General features: G+C 72.7%; 19 protein-coding genes. 15 read left to right on the forward strand and 4 right to left on the reverse strand.

Features of this window, described 5'->3' with window-relative positions; all coding sequences use genetic code 11:
* The first annotated feature begins 174 nt into the window (after positions 1–174).
* From M446_RS02760 to M446_RS02795, 8 genes are all read left to right on the forward strand, one after another.
* Entirely contained in the window at positions 175–1,533 is a 1,359-nt protein-coding gene (locus M446_RS02760; RefSeq protein WP_012330542.1) for an NAD(P)H-dependent oxidoreductase, read from the forward strand.
* 201 nt (positions 1,534–1,734) lie between these two features.
* Positions 1,735–2,067: a putative quinol monooxygenase gene (locus tag M446_RS02765; protein ID WP_012330543.1), complete on the forward strand. Its 333-nt coding sequence runs from the start codon at positions 1,735–1,737 to the stop codon at positions 2,065–2,067.
* Entirely contained in the window at positions 2,064–2,957 is an 894-nt protein-coding gene (locus tag M446_RS02770; RefSeq protein ID WP_012330544.1) for an NAD(P)-dependent oxidoreductase, read from the forward strand. Before M446_RS02765 ends, M446_RS02770 begins: the two co-directional genes overlap by 4 nt.
* 591 nt (positions 2,958–3,548) lie before the next feature.
* Positions 3,549–3,920: a hypothetical protein gene (locus M446_RS02775; RefSeq protein WP_012330545.1), complete on the forward strand. Its 372-nt coding sequence runs from the start codon at positions 3,549–3,551 to the stop codon at positions 3,918–3,920.
* Positions 3,921–4,316: 396 nt separating this feature from the next.
* Entirely contained in the window at positions 4,317–4,541 is a 225-nt protein-coding gene (locus M446_RS02780) for a hypothetical protein (RefSeq protein ID WP_012330546.1), read from the forward strand.
* 56 nt (positions 4,542–4,597) lie between these two features.
* Complete coding sequence (locus tag M446_RS02785) at positions 4,598–5,071, forward strand: hypothetical protein (protein WP_012330547.1); 474 nt, start codon at positions 4,598–4,600, stop codon at positions 5,069–5,071.
* Between the two features lie 98 nt (positions 5,072–5,169).
* On the forward strand, positions 5,170–5,442 hold the full coding sequence (locus M446_RS02790; RefSeq protein WP_012330548.1) for a hypothetical protein: 273 nt from the start codon (positions 5,170–5,172) through the stop codon (positions 5,440–5,442).
* An 86-nt stretch (positions 5,443–5,528) separates the two neighbouring features.
* Complete coding sequence (locus M446_RS02795) at positions 5,529–5,732, forward strand: hypothetical protein (protein WP_012330549.1); 204 nt, start codon at positions 5,529–5,531, stop codon at positions 5,730–5,732.
* 104 nt (positions 5,733–5,836) lie between these two features.
* Here M446_RS02795 and M446_RS02800 read toward each other — a convergent pair whose 3' ends face one another.
* Complete coding sequence (locus tag M446_RS02800; RefSeq protein ID WP_236728808.1) at positions 5,837–6,121, reverse strand: hypothetical protein; 285 nt, start codon at positions 6,119–6,121, stop codon at positions 5,837–5,839.
* 266 nt (positions 6,122–6,387) lie between these two features.
* On the opposite strand from M446_RS02800, the gene M446_RS02805 reads away from it, so the two are divergent.
* Complete coding sequence (locus M446_RS02805; RefSeq protein ID WP_236728807.1) at positions 6,388–6,738, forward strand: DUF1476 domain-containing protein; 351 nt, start codon at positions 6,388–6,390, stop codon at positions 6,736–6,738.
* A 49-nt stretch (positions 6,739–6,787) separates the two neighbouring features.
* Here M446_RS02805 and M446_RS02810 read toward each other — a convergent pair whose 3' ends face one another.
* Positions 6,788–7,432 (reverse strand): SOS response-associated peptidase, encoded by a 645-nt coding sequence (locus M446_RS02810; RefSeq protein ID WP_012330552.1) that lies wholly within the window; start codon positions 7,430–7,432, stop codon positions 6,788–6,790.
* 111 nt (positions 7,433–7,543) lie between these two features.
* Between M446_RS02810 and M446_RS02815 the strand changes: the two genes are divergently transcribed.
* From M446_RS02815 to M446_RS02830, 4 genes are all read left to right on the forward strand, one after another.
* On the forward strand, positions 7,544–8,095 hold the full coding sequence (locus M446_RS02815) for a hypothetical protein (RefSeq protein WP_012330553.1): 552 nt from the start codon (positions 7,544–7,546) through the stop codon (positions 8,093–8,095).
* 200 nt (positions 8,096–8,295) lie between these two features.
* Positions 8,296–8,511 carry a hypothetical protein gene (locus M446_RS02820; protein WP_012330554.1) on the forward strand — a complete coding sequence of 72 codons (216 nt, stop codon included), beginning with the start codon at positions 8,296–8,298 and terminating at the stop codon, positions 8,509–8,511.
* 694 nt (positions 8,512–9,205) lie between these two features.
* Positions 9,206–9,451 (forward strand): hypothetical protein, encoded by a 246-nt coding sequence (locus M446_RS02825; protein ID WP_012330555.1) that lies wholly within the window; start codon positions 9,206–9,208, stop codon positions 9,449–9,451.
* 50 nt (positions 9,452–9,501) lie between these two features.
* Positions 9,502–9,933: a hypothetical protein gene (locus M446_RS02830; RefSeq protein ID WP_012330556.1), complete on the forward strand. Its 432-nt coding sequence runs from the start codon at positions 9,502–9,504 to the stop codon at positions 9,931–9,933.
* Positions 9,934–10,004: 71 nt separating this feature from the next.
* Here M446_RS02830 and M446_RS02835 read toward each other — a convergent pair whose 3' ends face one another.
* Complete coding sequence (locus tag M446_RS02835; RefSeq protein WP_012330557.1) at positions 10,005–10,208, reverse strand: hypothetical protein; 204 nt, start codon at positions 10,206–10,208, stop codon at positions 10,005–10,007.
* Between the two features lie 128 nt (positions 10,209–10,336).
* Complete coding sequence (locus M446_RS02840) at positions 10,337–10,636, reverse strand: hypothetical protein (RefSeq protein WP_012330558.1); 300 nt, start codon at positions 10,634–10,636, stop codon at positions 10,337–10,339.
* A 568-nt stretch (positions 10,637–11,204) separates the two neighbouring features.
* Here M446_RS02840 and M446_RS02845 point away from each other — a divergent pair.
* On the forward strand, positions 11,205–11,879 hold the full coding sequence (locus tag M446_RS02845) for an OmpW/AlkL family protein (protein WP_012330559.1): 675 nt from the start codon (positions 11,205–11,207) through the stop codon (positions 11,877–11,879).
* A gap of 258 nt (positions 11,880–12,137) precedes the next feature.
* Positions 12,138–12,650: a hypothetical protein gene (locus M446_RS02850; protein WP_012330560.1), complete on the forward strand. Its 513-nt coding sequence runs from the start codon at positions 12,138–12,140 to the stop codon at positions 12,648–12,650.
* Positions 12,651–12,864 lie beyond the last annotated feature (214 nt).

Genomic DNA, 12,864 nt, shown 5'->3' on the forward strand with positions numbered 1-12,864 from the left:
AAGAGCTAAGCAGAGTTGCCCCGCGCAACTCCGCTTAGCGTCCGACCGTCACGACCTCGCCGCGCGGCCCCGAGACCCGCCGAGGTTGCAAGAGCGTGGACCGCCGCGCCGACGCCGTCCCGGCCCGCGGGGCGCCGCGGCGACCCGGCACCGGTCCCGCGGAGGAGGAAGCGCATGAACCTGTCCACCCTGCTGCTCGCCCGCGCCTCGGCCGGCCGGCCGGTCCGCGTCGGCCTGATCGGCGCCGGCAAGTTCGGCTCGATGGTGCTGGCCCAGGCCCAGCGCATCGCCGGCCTGCACGTGGTCGGCGTCGCCGACCTCAATGTCGGCCGCGCCCGCGACTCCCTCGCCCGCGTCGGCTGGCCGGAGGAGCGCTACGCCGCCCCGACGCTCGGCGACGCGGTGCGCAGCGGCCGCACCTGCGTGCTCGACGACGCGGCGGCGCTCAGCGCCTGCGACGAGATCGAGTGCATCATCGAGGCGACCGGGCACCCGATCGCCGGCATCCGGCACGCGCTCCAGGCCATCGACGCGGGCAAGCACGTGGTCATGGTCAATGTCGAGGCGGACGTGCTCTGCGGGCCGCTGCTCGCCGAGCGGGCGCGCCGCAAGGGCGTCGTCTACAGCATGGCCTACGGCGACCAGCCCGCCATCATCTGCGAGCTGGTGGATTGGGCCCGCTCCTGCGGCTTCGAACTGACCTCGGCCGGCAAGGGCATGAATTTCGAGCCGCGCTACCGCTACTCCACGCCCGACACCGTCTGGGGCTTCTTCGGCTGGTCCGAGGAGGAGGTGCGCAAGGGCGACTTCAACCCCAAGATGTACAACTCGTTCACGGACGGCACCAAGGCGGCGATCGAGATGGCGGCCGTCGCCAACGGGACCGGACTCGATTGCCCGGACGACGGCCTCGCCTTCCCGCCGACCGGCCTGCACGACCTCGCCCGGGTCTTCCGCCCGGTGGCGGATGGCGGGCGCCTGCCCCGCAGCGGCCTCGTCGACATCGCGGCGAGCCAGGAGCCGGACGGGCGCGAGGTGTTCAACAACATCCGGTACGGCGTCTTCGTCACCTTCAAGGCGACGAGCGAGTACACGCGGGCCTGCTTCCGCCAGTACGGCCTCCTGACCGACCCGTCCGGCTGGTACGGCTCGATGTGGCGGCCCTTCCACATGATCGGGCTGGAGACGAGCGTGAGCGTGCTCTCGGCGGTGCTCCGCCAGGAGCCGACCGGCTGCTCGAAGGAGTTCCGCGGGGACGCGGTGGCGACCGCCAAGCGCGACCTCAAGGCGGGCGAGATGCTCGACGGCGAGGGCGGCTACGCCGTGTGGGCGAACGCCATCCCGGCCGCGAAGAGCCTCGCCCTCGGCGCCCTGCCGATCGGGCTCGCCCACAACGTCGCCCTCAAGCGCCCGGTCGGCAAGGACCAGGTGGTGCGCTTCGACGACGTCGAGCTCGTGAACGACCTCGACGTGGTGGCGCTGCGGCGGCAGATGGAGGACGCCGCCCGGCAGGCTCCCCCGAAGGCCGCCTGAGCCTCCCGCCTCGGGGCGGTCGCCCGCCCCTGCGACGGCGGCGCGGGGCAGGACCCTCCGGCCGGATCGCCCCGCGGTCCGGCGCGCGAGGGGGTCCCGCGCCCAGGCCGGCCCGGGCCGGGCCGGCCGGCGCCCCCGGCCTCGGCCGACCCCGTCCCACCCGTCCGCGCCGCAGAGGCGCCGGACCCGCGCGAGCTGCCGATGACCGAGTCCCCTCCCCGCCCCTTCGTGGTGATCGCCGAGTTCAAGGTCAGGCCAGGCTGCCTGGACGCGTTCCTGGACCTCGCCCGCGAGGATGCCCGCGCCTCGGTCGCGCGCGAGCCCGGCTGCCGCAGCTTCGACGTCGCGGTCGGCGAGAGCGACCCGCAGACCGTGCTGTTCTACGAGGTCTACGACGACCGCGCCGCCTTCGCCGCGCATCTCGAGACCCCGCACCTCGCGCGGTTCCGGGCCGGGTTCCCGGCCCTCGTGGCGGAGGAGCGCCCGGTGCGGTTCCTCGCCCTGGCCTGCGCCGGCGCGCAGGTGTCCCGATGACGTCCGCCGCCACGATCGGCTTCCTCGGCACCGGCCTGATGGGCGCGCCCATGGCGCGCCGCCTCTGCGCGGCCGGCCACGCGGTGCGGGTCTGGAACCGCACCCCCGACAAGGCCGCCGCGCTCGTCGCGGAGGGCGCGCGGGTCGCGCAGGATCCGCGGGACGCCGCGCGCGAGGCCGACGCGGTGATCTGCATGGTGAGTTCCGGCCCGGTCAGCGACGAGGTCCTGCTCGGGCCGGAGGGCGCGCTCGCGGCGATGCGGCCGGGCAGCGTGCTCGCCGTGATGAGCTCGATCCCGGTCGAGACGGCCCGCCGGCAGGCCGGGATCGCCGCCGCGGCCGGCCTCCTCTACGTCGACGCCCCGGTCTCGGGCGGCGAGGCCGGCGCGGTCGCCGGGACGCTCGCCATCATGGCCGGCGGCAGCCCGGACGCCTTCGCCCGGATCCGCCCGATCCTCGCCGCGATGGGGCGGCCGACCCATGTCGGGCCGGCCGGCAGCGGGCAATTGGCCAAGCTCGCCAACCAGGCGATCGTCGCCTCGACGATCGTGACCGTGGCCGAGGCGATCACCTTCGTGGAGCGCGGCGGGGCCGATCCGGCCAAGGTGCGCGAGGCCCTGCTCGGGGGCTTCGCCGACTCGACCATCCTGAAGCAGCACGCGCTGCGGATGATCGAGCGGACCTTCGCGCCCGGAGGCCCGGCCAAGTACCAGCTCAAGGACACGGGCACGGCCCTCGCGCACGCCGCCTCCCTGGGCCTGGATCTGCCGGTGCTGTCGCTGGTGGACCGCCTGTTCGCGGGGCTCGTCGCGCACGGGGATGGCGATCTCGACCACAGCGCGGTGATCCGCGAGATCCGGCGCCGGAACGGCCTGTCGGATCAGGCCTGATCAGAGCCGCGCTCCGGCCGCGGCATCCCGCCGATCCCGGCGACGGGGCCGTCTCGGACGCGGTCCGGGCTGCACGGACCGGAGGACGGCCCGCCGCGGCGGGACCGGGCGGGCCGGGATCGCGGCGCCCGCCGCGCGCCTCGGCCCGGGCGGACGCGCGCAGGAGGGCCGAACGGCTCAGCGCCACCGCGGCGGCAGCGGCTGGGGTGGGGATTGAGCCCGCCCGAGGCGGCGTCGAGATCCGCGTCGGACAGAACCGCCTTCGGGTCGAGCTTCGTCTTGAGCTGCGTGTTGGGCTGCGGCTCAGTCCGCGCCTTGGTCCGCGGCTTCGAGGTCTTGCGCATCGTCGTCTCCCGTCGATCAGGGCGCTTGGCCGAGCGTGACGGTGCCGGAACCGGCCGAGCGCGGCCGTGCCGCGCCGCGCACCGGACGGGACGACGGCCGCCGTTGACGCAGGCGGGGAACAAGAAAGCGCGCGCGGCTTTGCTCGCGACCGATGGAATCCCGGCCCCTCGACCTCGCGGTCATCGCCACCGCGCTCGTCGGCGCCCCCGCCCTCGGCCCCTTCCCTCGCTGAGCGGAGACCAGCTCATGGCCTTCAGGAACGACGTCCCTCCCCACCTCTCCGCGCAGCGCGGCGACGATCCGGCGCCGGTCGATGAGGCGCGCCCCAATCCGGCGATGCTCAAGGGCGACATCGACGCCGGCCGCGCGGGCGACAAGGTCGAGGTGTTCGATCCCGGAATGGCGATGCTGGGCACCTGCGAGGAGGCCGGCGGAAACGCGCTGTCGCCCGTCGACATCGCCCGGGCGCGCCGGGCGGAGACCCGGGAGCGCTGGCGGTGGTCCGGGCGCAAGCCCGGCTACGCCCATCGACGCTCCCCCGTGACCATCGCGTATTTCGGCGGCTTCATCGCGGCGGCCGGGACCGGCATGGCCGGGCTCATCTGGTACCTGAGCTGACCGCGAGGTCCGTCTCGGACGCTCCCGGTCCGAGGCGCCTCGGACGCGGGTCGGATGGCGCTCCCGCCGCGTCGCGCGGATCCGAGCGTCGCTCGAAGCCTTGCCGCGGCATCCCCTGGCACCGGATCCCTTGGCACCGGATCCCTTGGCGCCGGATCCCTTGGCGCCGGATCCCTTGGCGCGGGACTTCTTGGCGCGGGATCCCGCCGCGGCCCGATCGGGCCCCTGCTCCACCGCTCGCCCCGCGTCGACCGCGGTCCTGATGATGCGGCGCAGCAGACATTCTGTGCGGTACCTGACAGTTTCGGCCCGATTCAGGTTGAACTTGCTTCGGGTTAATGTCTCGATGTAGCGTCGCTTCTACCTCTTACCCACCATCATCTTGGGGGGTTTTCGATGTCGGCGCTCGACGCCTACAACGTCTTTCTCCGCAAAGAGACGCCGGCGCTGCGCTGCGCCGTGCGGCAGGACCGGCCGGTGCCCGATTTCGTGCGCGGAGACGTTTGGGAATACGCTGGCACGGTCGATGCGGGGACCGCGCCGGCCGGGTTCAAGGTCGCGGCGGCGCGGCAGGCGACCTCCCATGTCGGCTACTACGTGTTCTTCGCCCTGACCGCCTGAGATCCGCGCGGCGGCGGAGCGCGGAACCATCCGGCGGGCTCGGCCATTCCAGGGGTATGAGAGCCACCTCCGCCCTGGTCAGCATCGCTCTGGCGGGCGCCGCCATCGGCGCCTGGGCGGCGACGCGCTCCCCGCAGGTCCCCCCGCCACCGCCCGCGGTCGCCGCCTCCGCGGTCCCGTGGGTCACCCCGCCGACGCGCGATCCCGTCGCGGACGAGGCGGGGGACGCGCCCGCGAGGCCCGCCCCGCCGGACGCGGTCGCGCCGAGCGTCGCGGCCACCGGCTCGCTCGCGGCCGCGAGGCCGCGCGCCCCGGCCGAGGGGGCCGCCCGGCCCCGCGCCGCGCGCGGCACGCGGGTCCACCAGCTCGCGGCGCGCCGCGCCACCGTCCCGCGCCGGGCGGTCCCGGTCGCCCACGCCGCCCTGCCCGGCCGAGCGCGGGCGGTCGCGGAGCCGGCCGAGGCGGAGCGGGCGGAGATCCCGGCCGGCCCGGAGGCCGAGCCGATCCAGTTCGGCCTCGCCAGCCGCTGACCGACCCCGCGCGGCCCCTCGGTCCGCGGCCGGGGCTTGCGCGACGGGCGCCGGCATGCGTTGTTCCCTTTTCGTTCTAAAACGAATCGGAGGCGGCCGTGACGCCAGAGAGCCCGCACATCCCGCCCGAGCACCTGCCCGCCATCCGGGCCGCCCGGGTGCTGCGCGAGGCGCTGACCGGCAGCATGCACCTGCTGCCGCGCCGCTCCGTGATGCGCGGCATCTACCGGACGCTGATCGAGAACATCGACGAGTTCGCCTTCACGGTGACGCGGGAGCCGGACTATTTCAGCCTCAAGGCCCACTCGGCGACGCCGTTCTACGGGCGCCGCGACGGCGATCCCGGCGACGGGTCCGCCGACGGCGCCTGAGCGGCGGCACGTGCCGGGGCGCACGCCGCTCCCCCCGCGGCCCCGCTAGAGCTTGGCCTCGAGGCACGCACCCTCGGGAGCCGCACATGACCCCGCTTCACTCTCTCCCGTCCGACCAGGCCGACCCGCGCGCCGACGCGCCGGCGCGCGCCGCACCCGCCGAGATCGCCGACGCCGACCTCGACGCGGTCGTGGGCGGGGCCGACCCCTGGGTGATCATCCGGATGTGGGGCATGGTCAACTTCCCGCCCAAGACCATCGGCCAGAGCTACAAGAGCCCCTCGCTCTGAGCCTCACGGGCCGGACGGGGCCGCCGATCCGGCGGCCGGAGCGATGCGCGGGCGCGCGTCCGAGCGACGGCGCGTTCGGACCCCGCGCCGCCCGGGCGGGGTCCTCAGTGCAGGCACACCGCCTCGCGGACGTATTGCTCGACCTGTTGCCGCGCCCAGCCCAGCGCCTCGTCCGTCGTCGCGAAGCTCGGTGCCCTGCCGCGGGGCTGGCACGGGCCGAAGCCGGCCTCCAGGAACCAGTGGCCCCAGAATTCCGGATCGAGGAACGCGTCCTGCTCCAGGCGGACCAGGACCGCGACGAGGCGCCGGTCCACGAACAGCAGGCAACCCTGATGGTCGGGGCCGGCGGTGTTCACCAGCACGGCCTGGCAATGTGAGGATGGTGCCATCCGTTACCCCCATCGGTTGCATCGGCGGACCACAAATATAGCGCACTAAGAGTTTTTGCACTCACAGTTTGGTCTCATACCTTTTGGCCTAGGCCGATTGCGGCGGACCATCCGGGGCGCCCGCGCCCAATCTCGGCACCTAGGCGGCCATCATATCCTTATATTGTCAAGTTTGAACGGGTTTTGCATTCGTGCCGGAAGCGGGTAGCATTCATTTAACAAGGATAGCCCGCGCTCGACAATCGGCTATCCGACGGAGGATGCTGATGACGAGGTTGTTTGAGGAACGCGAGAAGGCGGCCGAACTGTTGTTCGTTCGAGCCGAGGAGGCTCGGTTCCTGTCGTACTGTCAGGCTGTTAGATCGCTCGCGGTCTATGTAATGGAGAAGATCGGCCTCGATCGCTATAGCGCCGGCCCCTACGCTCACGAGCTGCTGAGCTGCTTGGTCTATGGGTTGGACAAGTCGGCGCTGATCGAGCGCGTCGCGGCTGACCTGGAAGCGAATGGAGTCGCGGTCGATCGCGACGATCTGCGCCGCGAGCTGGAGCGCTCCGCCACGCAGGCGATCTATGCCGAGGAGGCCCCGGCCCGGAGAGGGAACGCGGCGCTCCACTGATCCCGGCCGCGGGCGGCGACCGGTCCGCCGCGGGACCGGCCGGGCCGGCTCAGGCGCCGTCCTGCCGCTCCCCGCGCGCGACCTCCCGCATCGCCTCGTCCGGCAGGGGGCGCTGCAGGCGCAGCGCCTCCTCGGCGGGCGCTTCGAGCCAGGTGCGCCACGCGGCCTCGTCGGTGAGCAGGACCGGCATCGCCTTCGGATGCACCGGGCCGACCACGCCGTTGGCCTCGGTGGTGAGGAAGGCGTAGAGCCGGTGCTCCTCCTCGGCCGGCTCCTCGCGCCGGGGCCCGCGCGGGCCCGTCCAGGGCCGCCAGATCCCCGCGAAGGCGAAGAGCGGCCGCGCCTCGGACAGGGCGAACCAGACCGGGGTCTTGCGCGGCTTGGTATCGGCGTACTCGCTGAAGGAGGAGACCGGCACGAGGCAGCGCTGGGCGGGCTTCAGCCAGGGGCGCCAGTAGGGCGAGGCCGGGTTGCGCAGGTTGGTGACCGGCTGGGAGCCGGCCTTGGGCGGCGGCGGGAAGCCCCAGCGCATCATCGTGAGGACGCGCGCGCCGTCCACCGCGCGCACCACGGGCGCCATCTGGTCGGGGAAGATCGCGGGCAGCGCCGGCAGGTTGCCGGTCTCGTCGCGGCTCACCCCGAAGATGCGGCGGATCTCGTCGGGCGAGCGGGTCAGGCTATAGAGATTGCACATCGGCGGGGATCCTGCTCGGGGTCTCTGCGGCAGCGCTCGCGGCCGACCGGGTTGGAGGCCGGCGGCGAAGCAGCTATGCAGGAGCCGCGAGCACGGCGGGAGGATTCGGACGTGAGGTGGCGACGGGTCGCGGGCGCGGCCATCATCGTGGGTTCGACCCCCCTGGTTCCGGGGAGCGCGGGGGCGCAGCAGCTCGACATCCAGAACCTCGTCCCCTGCGCCCAGGAGGGGGGCGTGTGCCGGATGCCGCATCCCACCAACGTCTATTACGGCATTCCCGGCAAGACGGTCGGACGACCCTTTCCCCAGGGCGGCAGCATCGCCTGCACCAACCAGAGCTTCGGCGACCCGGTGCCGGGCCAGAGGAAGATGTGCTGGTACGCCCCGCGGGTGGGCGAGCGCGGCCGCGGCGAGGGGCGCGCCCGCGGGGGCGACGAGGATCCCGGCTACGGGCGGCGGGGTGCCCCCGAGCGCTGGGAGCGCGGTTACGACCGCCGCATCCCCGGCGAGGAGATGTCCCCCCGCTTCCGCCGCGAGCGCGAGAGCGACGACGAGTATCTCGGACCGCCCCGCGACCGCGGCTACGGCCGCTACGCTCCGTCCCCCGGCGGCTACGGGTCCCGGGAGGGGCGTCCCTACCGCCCCGATCCCGACGACGAGTGATCCGGGCTCCGAACCCGCAGCGTCGCTCCCGGCGGAGCCTTGCTCCCGGCGGAGCCTTGCTCCCGGCGGAGCCTTGCTCCGCCCACGGGCGCCGGGCCGGCTTCGCTTTTCTTCGCGTCGGCCCCGCACCGATAAGGATCTCTCGGCCCAAGCTCGGCGTTGGACTGCAGGATGACGACCCGCAGGAGGGAGCCTGAGGCATGAGGGTGGAGCTACGTCGCCTGCTGAACCTGCTCGACCATGTCGGCGATTGGATCTCGCTGTCCGAACTGGACGGCGATCCCTACCTGCTGCCCGACGACGACCTGTTCGTGCCGGGCCTGGTCGCCCGGGGATGGGTGACGCACGATCGCGTGACCGGCTCGATCCGGATCAACGCCGCCGGCCGCGCCGCCTTCGAGCGGCTGGAGCTCTGATGCGCTGTCCGGACGATCACGTCCGGACAGCGGATGACCAGCCCGCGCGGCGCGTGAGCGAAGCCGACATCCGCATGGCCGAAATGGGAGATGGCGACGCAATCCGTCGGATGTCGGATGACGGGGAGCGCCGGGGACCCTCATCGCCCGGGCGCCCGGTCCCGCACGGGCGGGTCGCCCCCGGCCCCCGGGACCGATGCGCGGCCCGTGGCATCCCCCTCCTCATCTTGACGAACGGCGCGGGTGCCATCACCGGCCCGCCTCATCGCCCCTCCCTCACGCCCCCTCGCGGCAGGGCCAAGCCGGACAGCTGCGCCTGAATCCGAGAGATCTTCACCGTCTCACACGAGACATCGCCGGAGATTGCGGCTGCCCGCGGTTTCAGATCCGCCATCCTCTCCCGTGCGGACTCGCGCCGTGAGGCGCCACCACTCCGGCACAACGCTGACGGCACTCACGACGTCTTCGCGCCGGTGATGGCGCACGCATCACCAATCCTGTTCACGGGCGGCAAGCGGTATTGATCGGCGCCATGCGCCGATCCTGCTCCCGTCAAGATTGATCTAAATCCAGTATCATGGCTGATTTAGTCGCGCACGTGCTCTGATGCACATGCCGTCTCCATTATCAGTATTACATTTCTTGTGTGACGGGCGGGACCGACCCGGTCCGTTTCTCGCACAGGAGACCAACCATGACGCACAGCTTCGAGACCAAGACGGCCCGGCAGGAGGCGCGGAGCGCCGCGCCCGAGCAGGATTCCCTCCCCGCCCCCGTCGTCCTGACCCCGGAGGAACTCGACGCCGCCGTGGGCGGCGTGCTCGCCACGGGCGGCCTGTCGAACACGCTCAGCGGGCTCCGCAACCCGACGAGCACGATGGGGGTGATCATCGGCCCCCTCGGACCGCTCGGGGCGCTCGGCGGCCTGCAGGCGCGCTGAGGGCGACCGGACCGAGATCCGCCGAGAGCCCGCCAGCAGGAGCCCGGACCATGACCACCCGCATCGATTGCCCCAGTGCTCAGCCGGGCTCCCGCGCGAGCCGGATCTTCGGGGTCGCGACCGGGCCCCTCGCCGAGCGCAGGATCGGCTACCTCACGGCGCCGGTCGAGGCGGCGCCGGAGGTGCTGGCGAAGGCCGGGGACGCGAAGCCGACCGAGCTGTTCCGGATCGCCGCGCCCTGCGCCAAGGCGGCCTGCCGGCACTACAACGGCGCCTGCACCCTCGGGCAGCGCATCGTGACCTCGCTGCCGCCGGTCGTGAGCGGCCCGCCGCCGTGCCAGATCCGGCCGACCTGCCGCTGGCACCACGAGCACGGCGACGCGGCCTGCCTGCGCTGCCCGCAGGTCGTCACGGACAAGGTCGGGGCCAGCGAGGCGGAGATCCGAATCGCCGAGGGCCCGGCCCGGACGGAGCCGGCCTGAGCGCAGGCCCGCGACGCCGCGGCCGACCGGGTCCGTCAGGGTCCGGAGGGGGCCGGCTTCCGGAGGAGCGGTCAGGGCCCGCAGAAGGCGACGTCGCCCATGGCGGTGATCCCGCAGGTGCCGTCGCTCCGCGCGACCTCGTGCAGGCCCTCGCCGGCGAAGGCCCGCGCCGGGACCGCGGCCCTCAGCGCGCCGAAGACGGCCAGCGCGACCGCGAGGGCGCACAGCATCACGACGGTGTTCTGATTGAAGATGAGGCGCGAGATCGCCAGCATCGGATCCTCCGTCCTACAACCAAAGTCGTACGACTTTAGCCGCGCCTGGCGCCCGCTGCGTCATCCGAACGATGGAGGAAGCGCGGCCGGTGCGCCCATGGCGGGCCGGGGAGGTTCGGCCCGCCGCGTCAGCACCCGTTGCAGATCGGCTTCATGGTCTTCTGGGACGTCTTCTCAAGCTGGTCCAGCCTGACCTCGCCGCTGTAGCGGTCCTCCGCGAGATCGCGCACCGTCCTGCCGCTCTTGTCCTTCGGGATGTTTGAGGTTTGAGGCACGTCCTCCGGGACGCGGCCGCCGGCCCGGCCGGCTTGCGCGATGTCCGACCGCCACATCAGCTTGGCGAAGTCGGTCGGCCGCTCCTTCGACCAGCGCGCGCGGTCGGCCTCGGAGCGGCGCAGCGCCGCGAACGGGTCGACGGCGTTCGCCATGACCTGCCTCGCACCAGCGGACCTCGACCGGCGAGGGGACGGCTCCCGCGGCTGCGTCTCGTCGGCATCACCGGCTTGCGCTTCCTCGACGGTCCGATATCCCTGGACATCTGCGGAATTGAACCTCAATGCCGTAAGGTTTGAGCAGCCGCACAGCTGCAATGACACAGCTCCGAGAACCGCAACGCGTCGAACCAACATATGCGACACTCTCCGGGTGCTTGAGTGCGGCCGCTTCCAGGGGTGAAGCGAGGGAAGGCTTAGCAATAAATCAACGCTCTGGCGAGTCGCACCGGTGCCCGCCCGATTCGCCGCAGGCGCCGGCCGGTCGGGCGCGGGACGCGGGCGGCGCCCCGGCATCCTGAGCCGGCGCGGCCCGCCCGAATTGTTGCCGAGGAGGCACACCGGCCGAAGCAGCCCGCCCCCATTGTTGCCGACGAGCCACAATGGTCACCGCAAGCTTGACCGTTTGATCAGGATCAAAGAATGCTCCGCTCCACCTGCGTCAGGTTGCGCCATCCGACGCGCCTGCGCCGGCCGATCTCACTTGAGCAAGAACAGGCACACCATGTCCAAGCGGATCCTCGCCGCCGTAGCGGCCGTCCTCGCCGCGACCACGGCCCAGGCGGCGGACCTTCCCTCCACGGCCGCCCCGCCCCCCGTTCCCGACCTCGCGCTCTGGTCGCCCTGGATGCTGCGCCTGCGGGCCCTGGCGGTGGTGCCGGATCCGGGCGCGCGCCTCTCGGCGCGCGGCGCGCCGATCGTGGGCGCCGGCGTCGCGGTCACGGATTCGGTGATCCCCGAACTCGACATCTCCTACTTCTTCACCAAGAACATCGCCACCGAGCTGATCCTGGGCGTGACCCGTCACGGCGTCCGCGGCACCGGCGCCCTCGCCGGGACGCGCATCGGCAGCACCTGGATCCTGCCGCCGACCCTCACGCTGCAGTACCACTTCACCGATTTCGGGCCGTTCAAGCCCTATATCGGCGCCGGTGTGAACTACTCGGTGTTCTTCGGCGAGCAGGAGCGCCTCGGCTTCACCAGCTTCAAGCTCTCGAACAGCGTGGCGCCCGCCGTCCAGTTCGGCTTCGACTACATGCTGGACGCGCATTGGGGCATCAACGTCGACGTGAAGAAGGTGTTTCTCGACACCCACGTCAAGCTGAGCCCGGGCCTGATCCGCGGCCGGGTGGACCTCGACCCGTGGATCGTGGGCGCCGGCGTGACCTATCGGTTCTGAGCCGAGCCCCCGGCGGCTGCGCCCGGCGCCGCCGCGTCCGGGACGCGGTCCGCCGGGGCGGGCCGCCTTCGTCCCGACGCACACGTCGCATCGGCCGGTCCGGGCCCCGTCGGGGGCTGGGGCCGGCCGCGTCGCGTCGTGGAGGCGCCCGGCCCCGCGCGGGACGCGGCGCATCGCCGGCCGCTCGGCTCTGCCGCAGGGATGCCGCGATGGCGTGGTGGCCTGCGGCCGCGGCCTCGCCGTCCCCTCGGAGCGGACATGCCCCCCTCACGATCGCTTCCCCTGCGCGCCCTGATCGCCCTCGCCGACGTCGCGGTCGCGGCCTTCGTCATCGGCATCGAGCTGCTGCGGCCGCTCTACCGCCCGCTCTACGAGGCGCTGTCGCGCCTCGCCCTGGTGCGGCGCCTGGAGGCCGGCGTCGCGCGCCTGCCCCGCTTCGCGATCCTGGCGCTCCTGGCGGTCCCGTTCCTGGGCGTCGAGCCCCTGAAGCTGGTCGGCGTGGTCTGGATCGCCGAGGGCCGTCCCGGCCGCGGCCTCGCGCTCCTGGCGGGGGCCTACCTGGTGAGCTTCGTGCTGGTCGAGCGCATCTACCACGCGGGAAGGGCCAAGCTCCTCACCATCGGCTGGTTCGCGGTCGCGATCGGCTTCGCGGCGCGGGTGCGCGGGGCGCTGCTCGCCTATGCGCGGGCGACGCGGGCGTGGGGCATGGCCGCCGCGACGGCGCGGCGGGTCCGCGCCCTGCTGCGGCGCCTGATCGCCCGCGCCGCCTGAATCCCGGCCGCCCGATCGCGCCGTCCCGGTTTTTCGTCGTGCCGCGCCTCCGTCCGGGTGGATTTACGCTCCGAATCACGCAACAGACTAAGAAAGTTTTCAGCAAGCCGGTGGAACGCTAGGGCGGCGGGATCACGATCGCTTCATGCTTCTCGATGTCATCGCAACGATCGGTGCGGATTGGGTGGATTCAAGTGGTCGTCGCAACGGCTTG

The organism is Methylobacterium sp. 4-46 (assembly GCF_000019365.1).
GTDB lineage: Bacteria > Pseudomonadota > Alphaproteobacteria > Rhizobiales > Beijerinckiaceae > Methylobacterium.

Bases quoted from the DNA above. Each gene is read 5' to 3' on its own strand.
- M446_RS02805 (WP_236728807.1), top strand. From the start codon at position 6,388: ATGACGAGGTTGTTTGAGGAACGCGAGAAGGCGGCCGAACTGTTGTTC.
- M446_RS02835 (WP_012330557.1), bottom strand. From the start codon at position 10,208: ATGCTGGCGATCTCGCGCCTCATCTTCAATCAGAACACCGTCGTGATG.
- M446_RS02850 (WP_012330560.1), top strand. From the start codon at position 12,138: ATGCCCCCCTCACGATCGCTTCCCCTGCGCGCCCTGATCGCCCTCGCC.
- M446_RS02845 (WP_012330559.1), top strand. From the start codon at position 11,205: ATGTCCAAGCGGATCCTCGCCGCCGTAGCGGCCGTCCTCGCCGCGACC.
- M446_RS02810 (WP_012330552.1), bottom strand. From the start codon at position 7,432: ATGTGCAATCTCTATAGCCTGACCCGCTCGCCCGACGAGATCCGCCGC.
- M446_RS02770 (WP_012330544.1), top strand. From the start codon at position 2,064: ATGACGTCCGCCGCCACGATCGGCTTCCTCGGCACCGGCCTGATGGGC.
- M446_RS02780 (WP_012330546.1), top strand. From the start codon at position 4,317: ATGTCGGCGCTCGACGCCTACAACGTCTTTCTCCGCAAAGAGACGCCG.
- M446_RS02830 (WP_012330556.1), top strand. From the start codon at position 9,502: ATGACCACCCGCATCGATTGCCCCAGTGCTCAGCCGGGCTCCCGCGCG.
- M446_RS02775 (WP_012330545.1), top strand. From the start codon at position 3,549: ATGGCCTTCAGGAACGACGTCCCTCCCCACCTCTCCGCGCAGCGCGGC.
- M446_RS02800 (WP_236728808.1), bottom strand. From the start codon at position 6,121: ATGGCACCATCCTCACATTGCCAGGCCGTGCTGGTGAACACCGCCGGC.
- M446_RS02820 (WP_012330554.1), top strand. From the start codon at position 8,296: ATGAGGGTGGAGCTACGTCGCCTGCTGAACCTGCTCGACCATGTCGGC.
- M446_RS02825 (WP_012330555.1), top strand. From the start codon at position 9,206: ATGACGCACAGCTTCGAGACCAAGACGGCCCGGCAGGAGGCGCGGAGC.
- M446_RS02795 (WP_012330549.1), top strand. From the start codon at position 5,529: ATGACCCCGCTTCACTCTCTCCCGTCCGACCAGGCCGACCCGCGCGCC.
- M446_RS02760 (WP_012330542.1), top strand. From the start codon at position 175: ATGAACCTGTCCACCCTGCTGCTCGCCCGCGCCTCGGCCGGCCGGCCG.
- M446_RS02840 (WP_012330558.1), bottom strand. From the start codon at position 10,636: ATGGCGAACGCCGTCGACCCGTTCGCGGCGCTGCGCCGCTCCGAGGCC.
- M446_RS02765 (WP_012330543.1), top strand. From the start codon at position 1,735: ATGACCGAGTCCCCTCCCCGCCCCTTCGTGGTGATCGCCGAGTTCAAG.
- M446_RS02785 (WP_012330547.1), top strand. From the start codon at position 4,598: ATGAGAGCCACCTCCGCCCTGGTCAGCATCGCTCTGGCGGGCGCCGCC.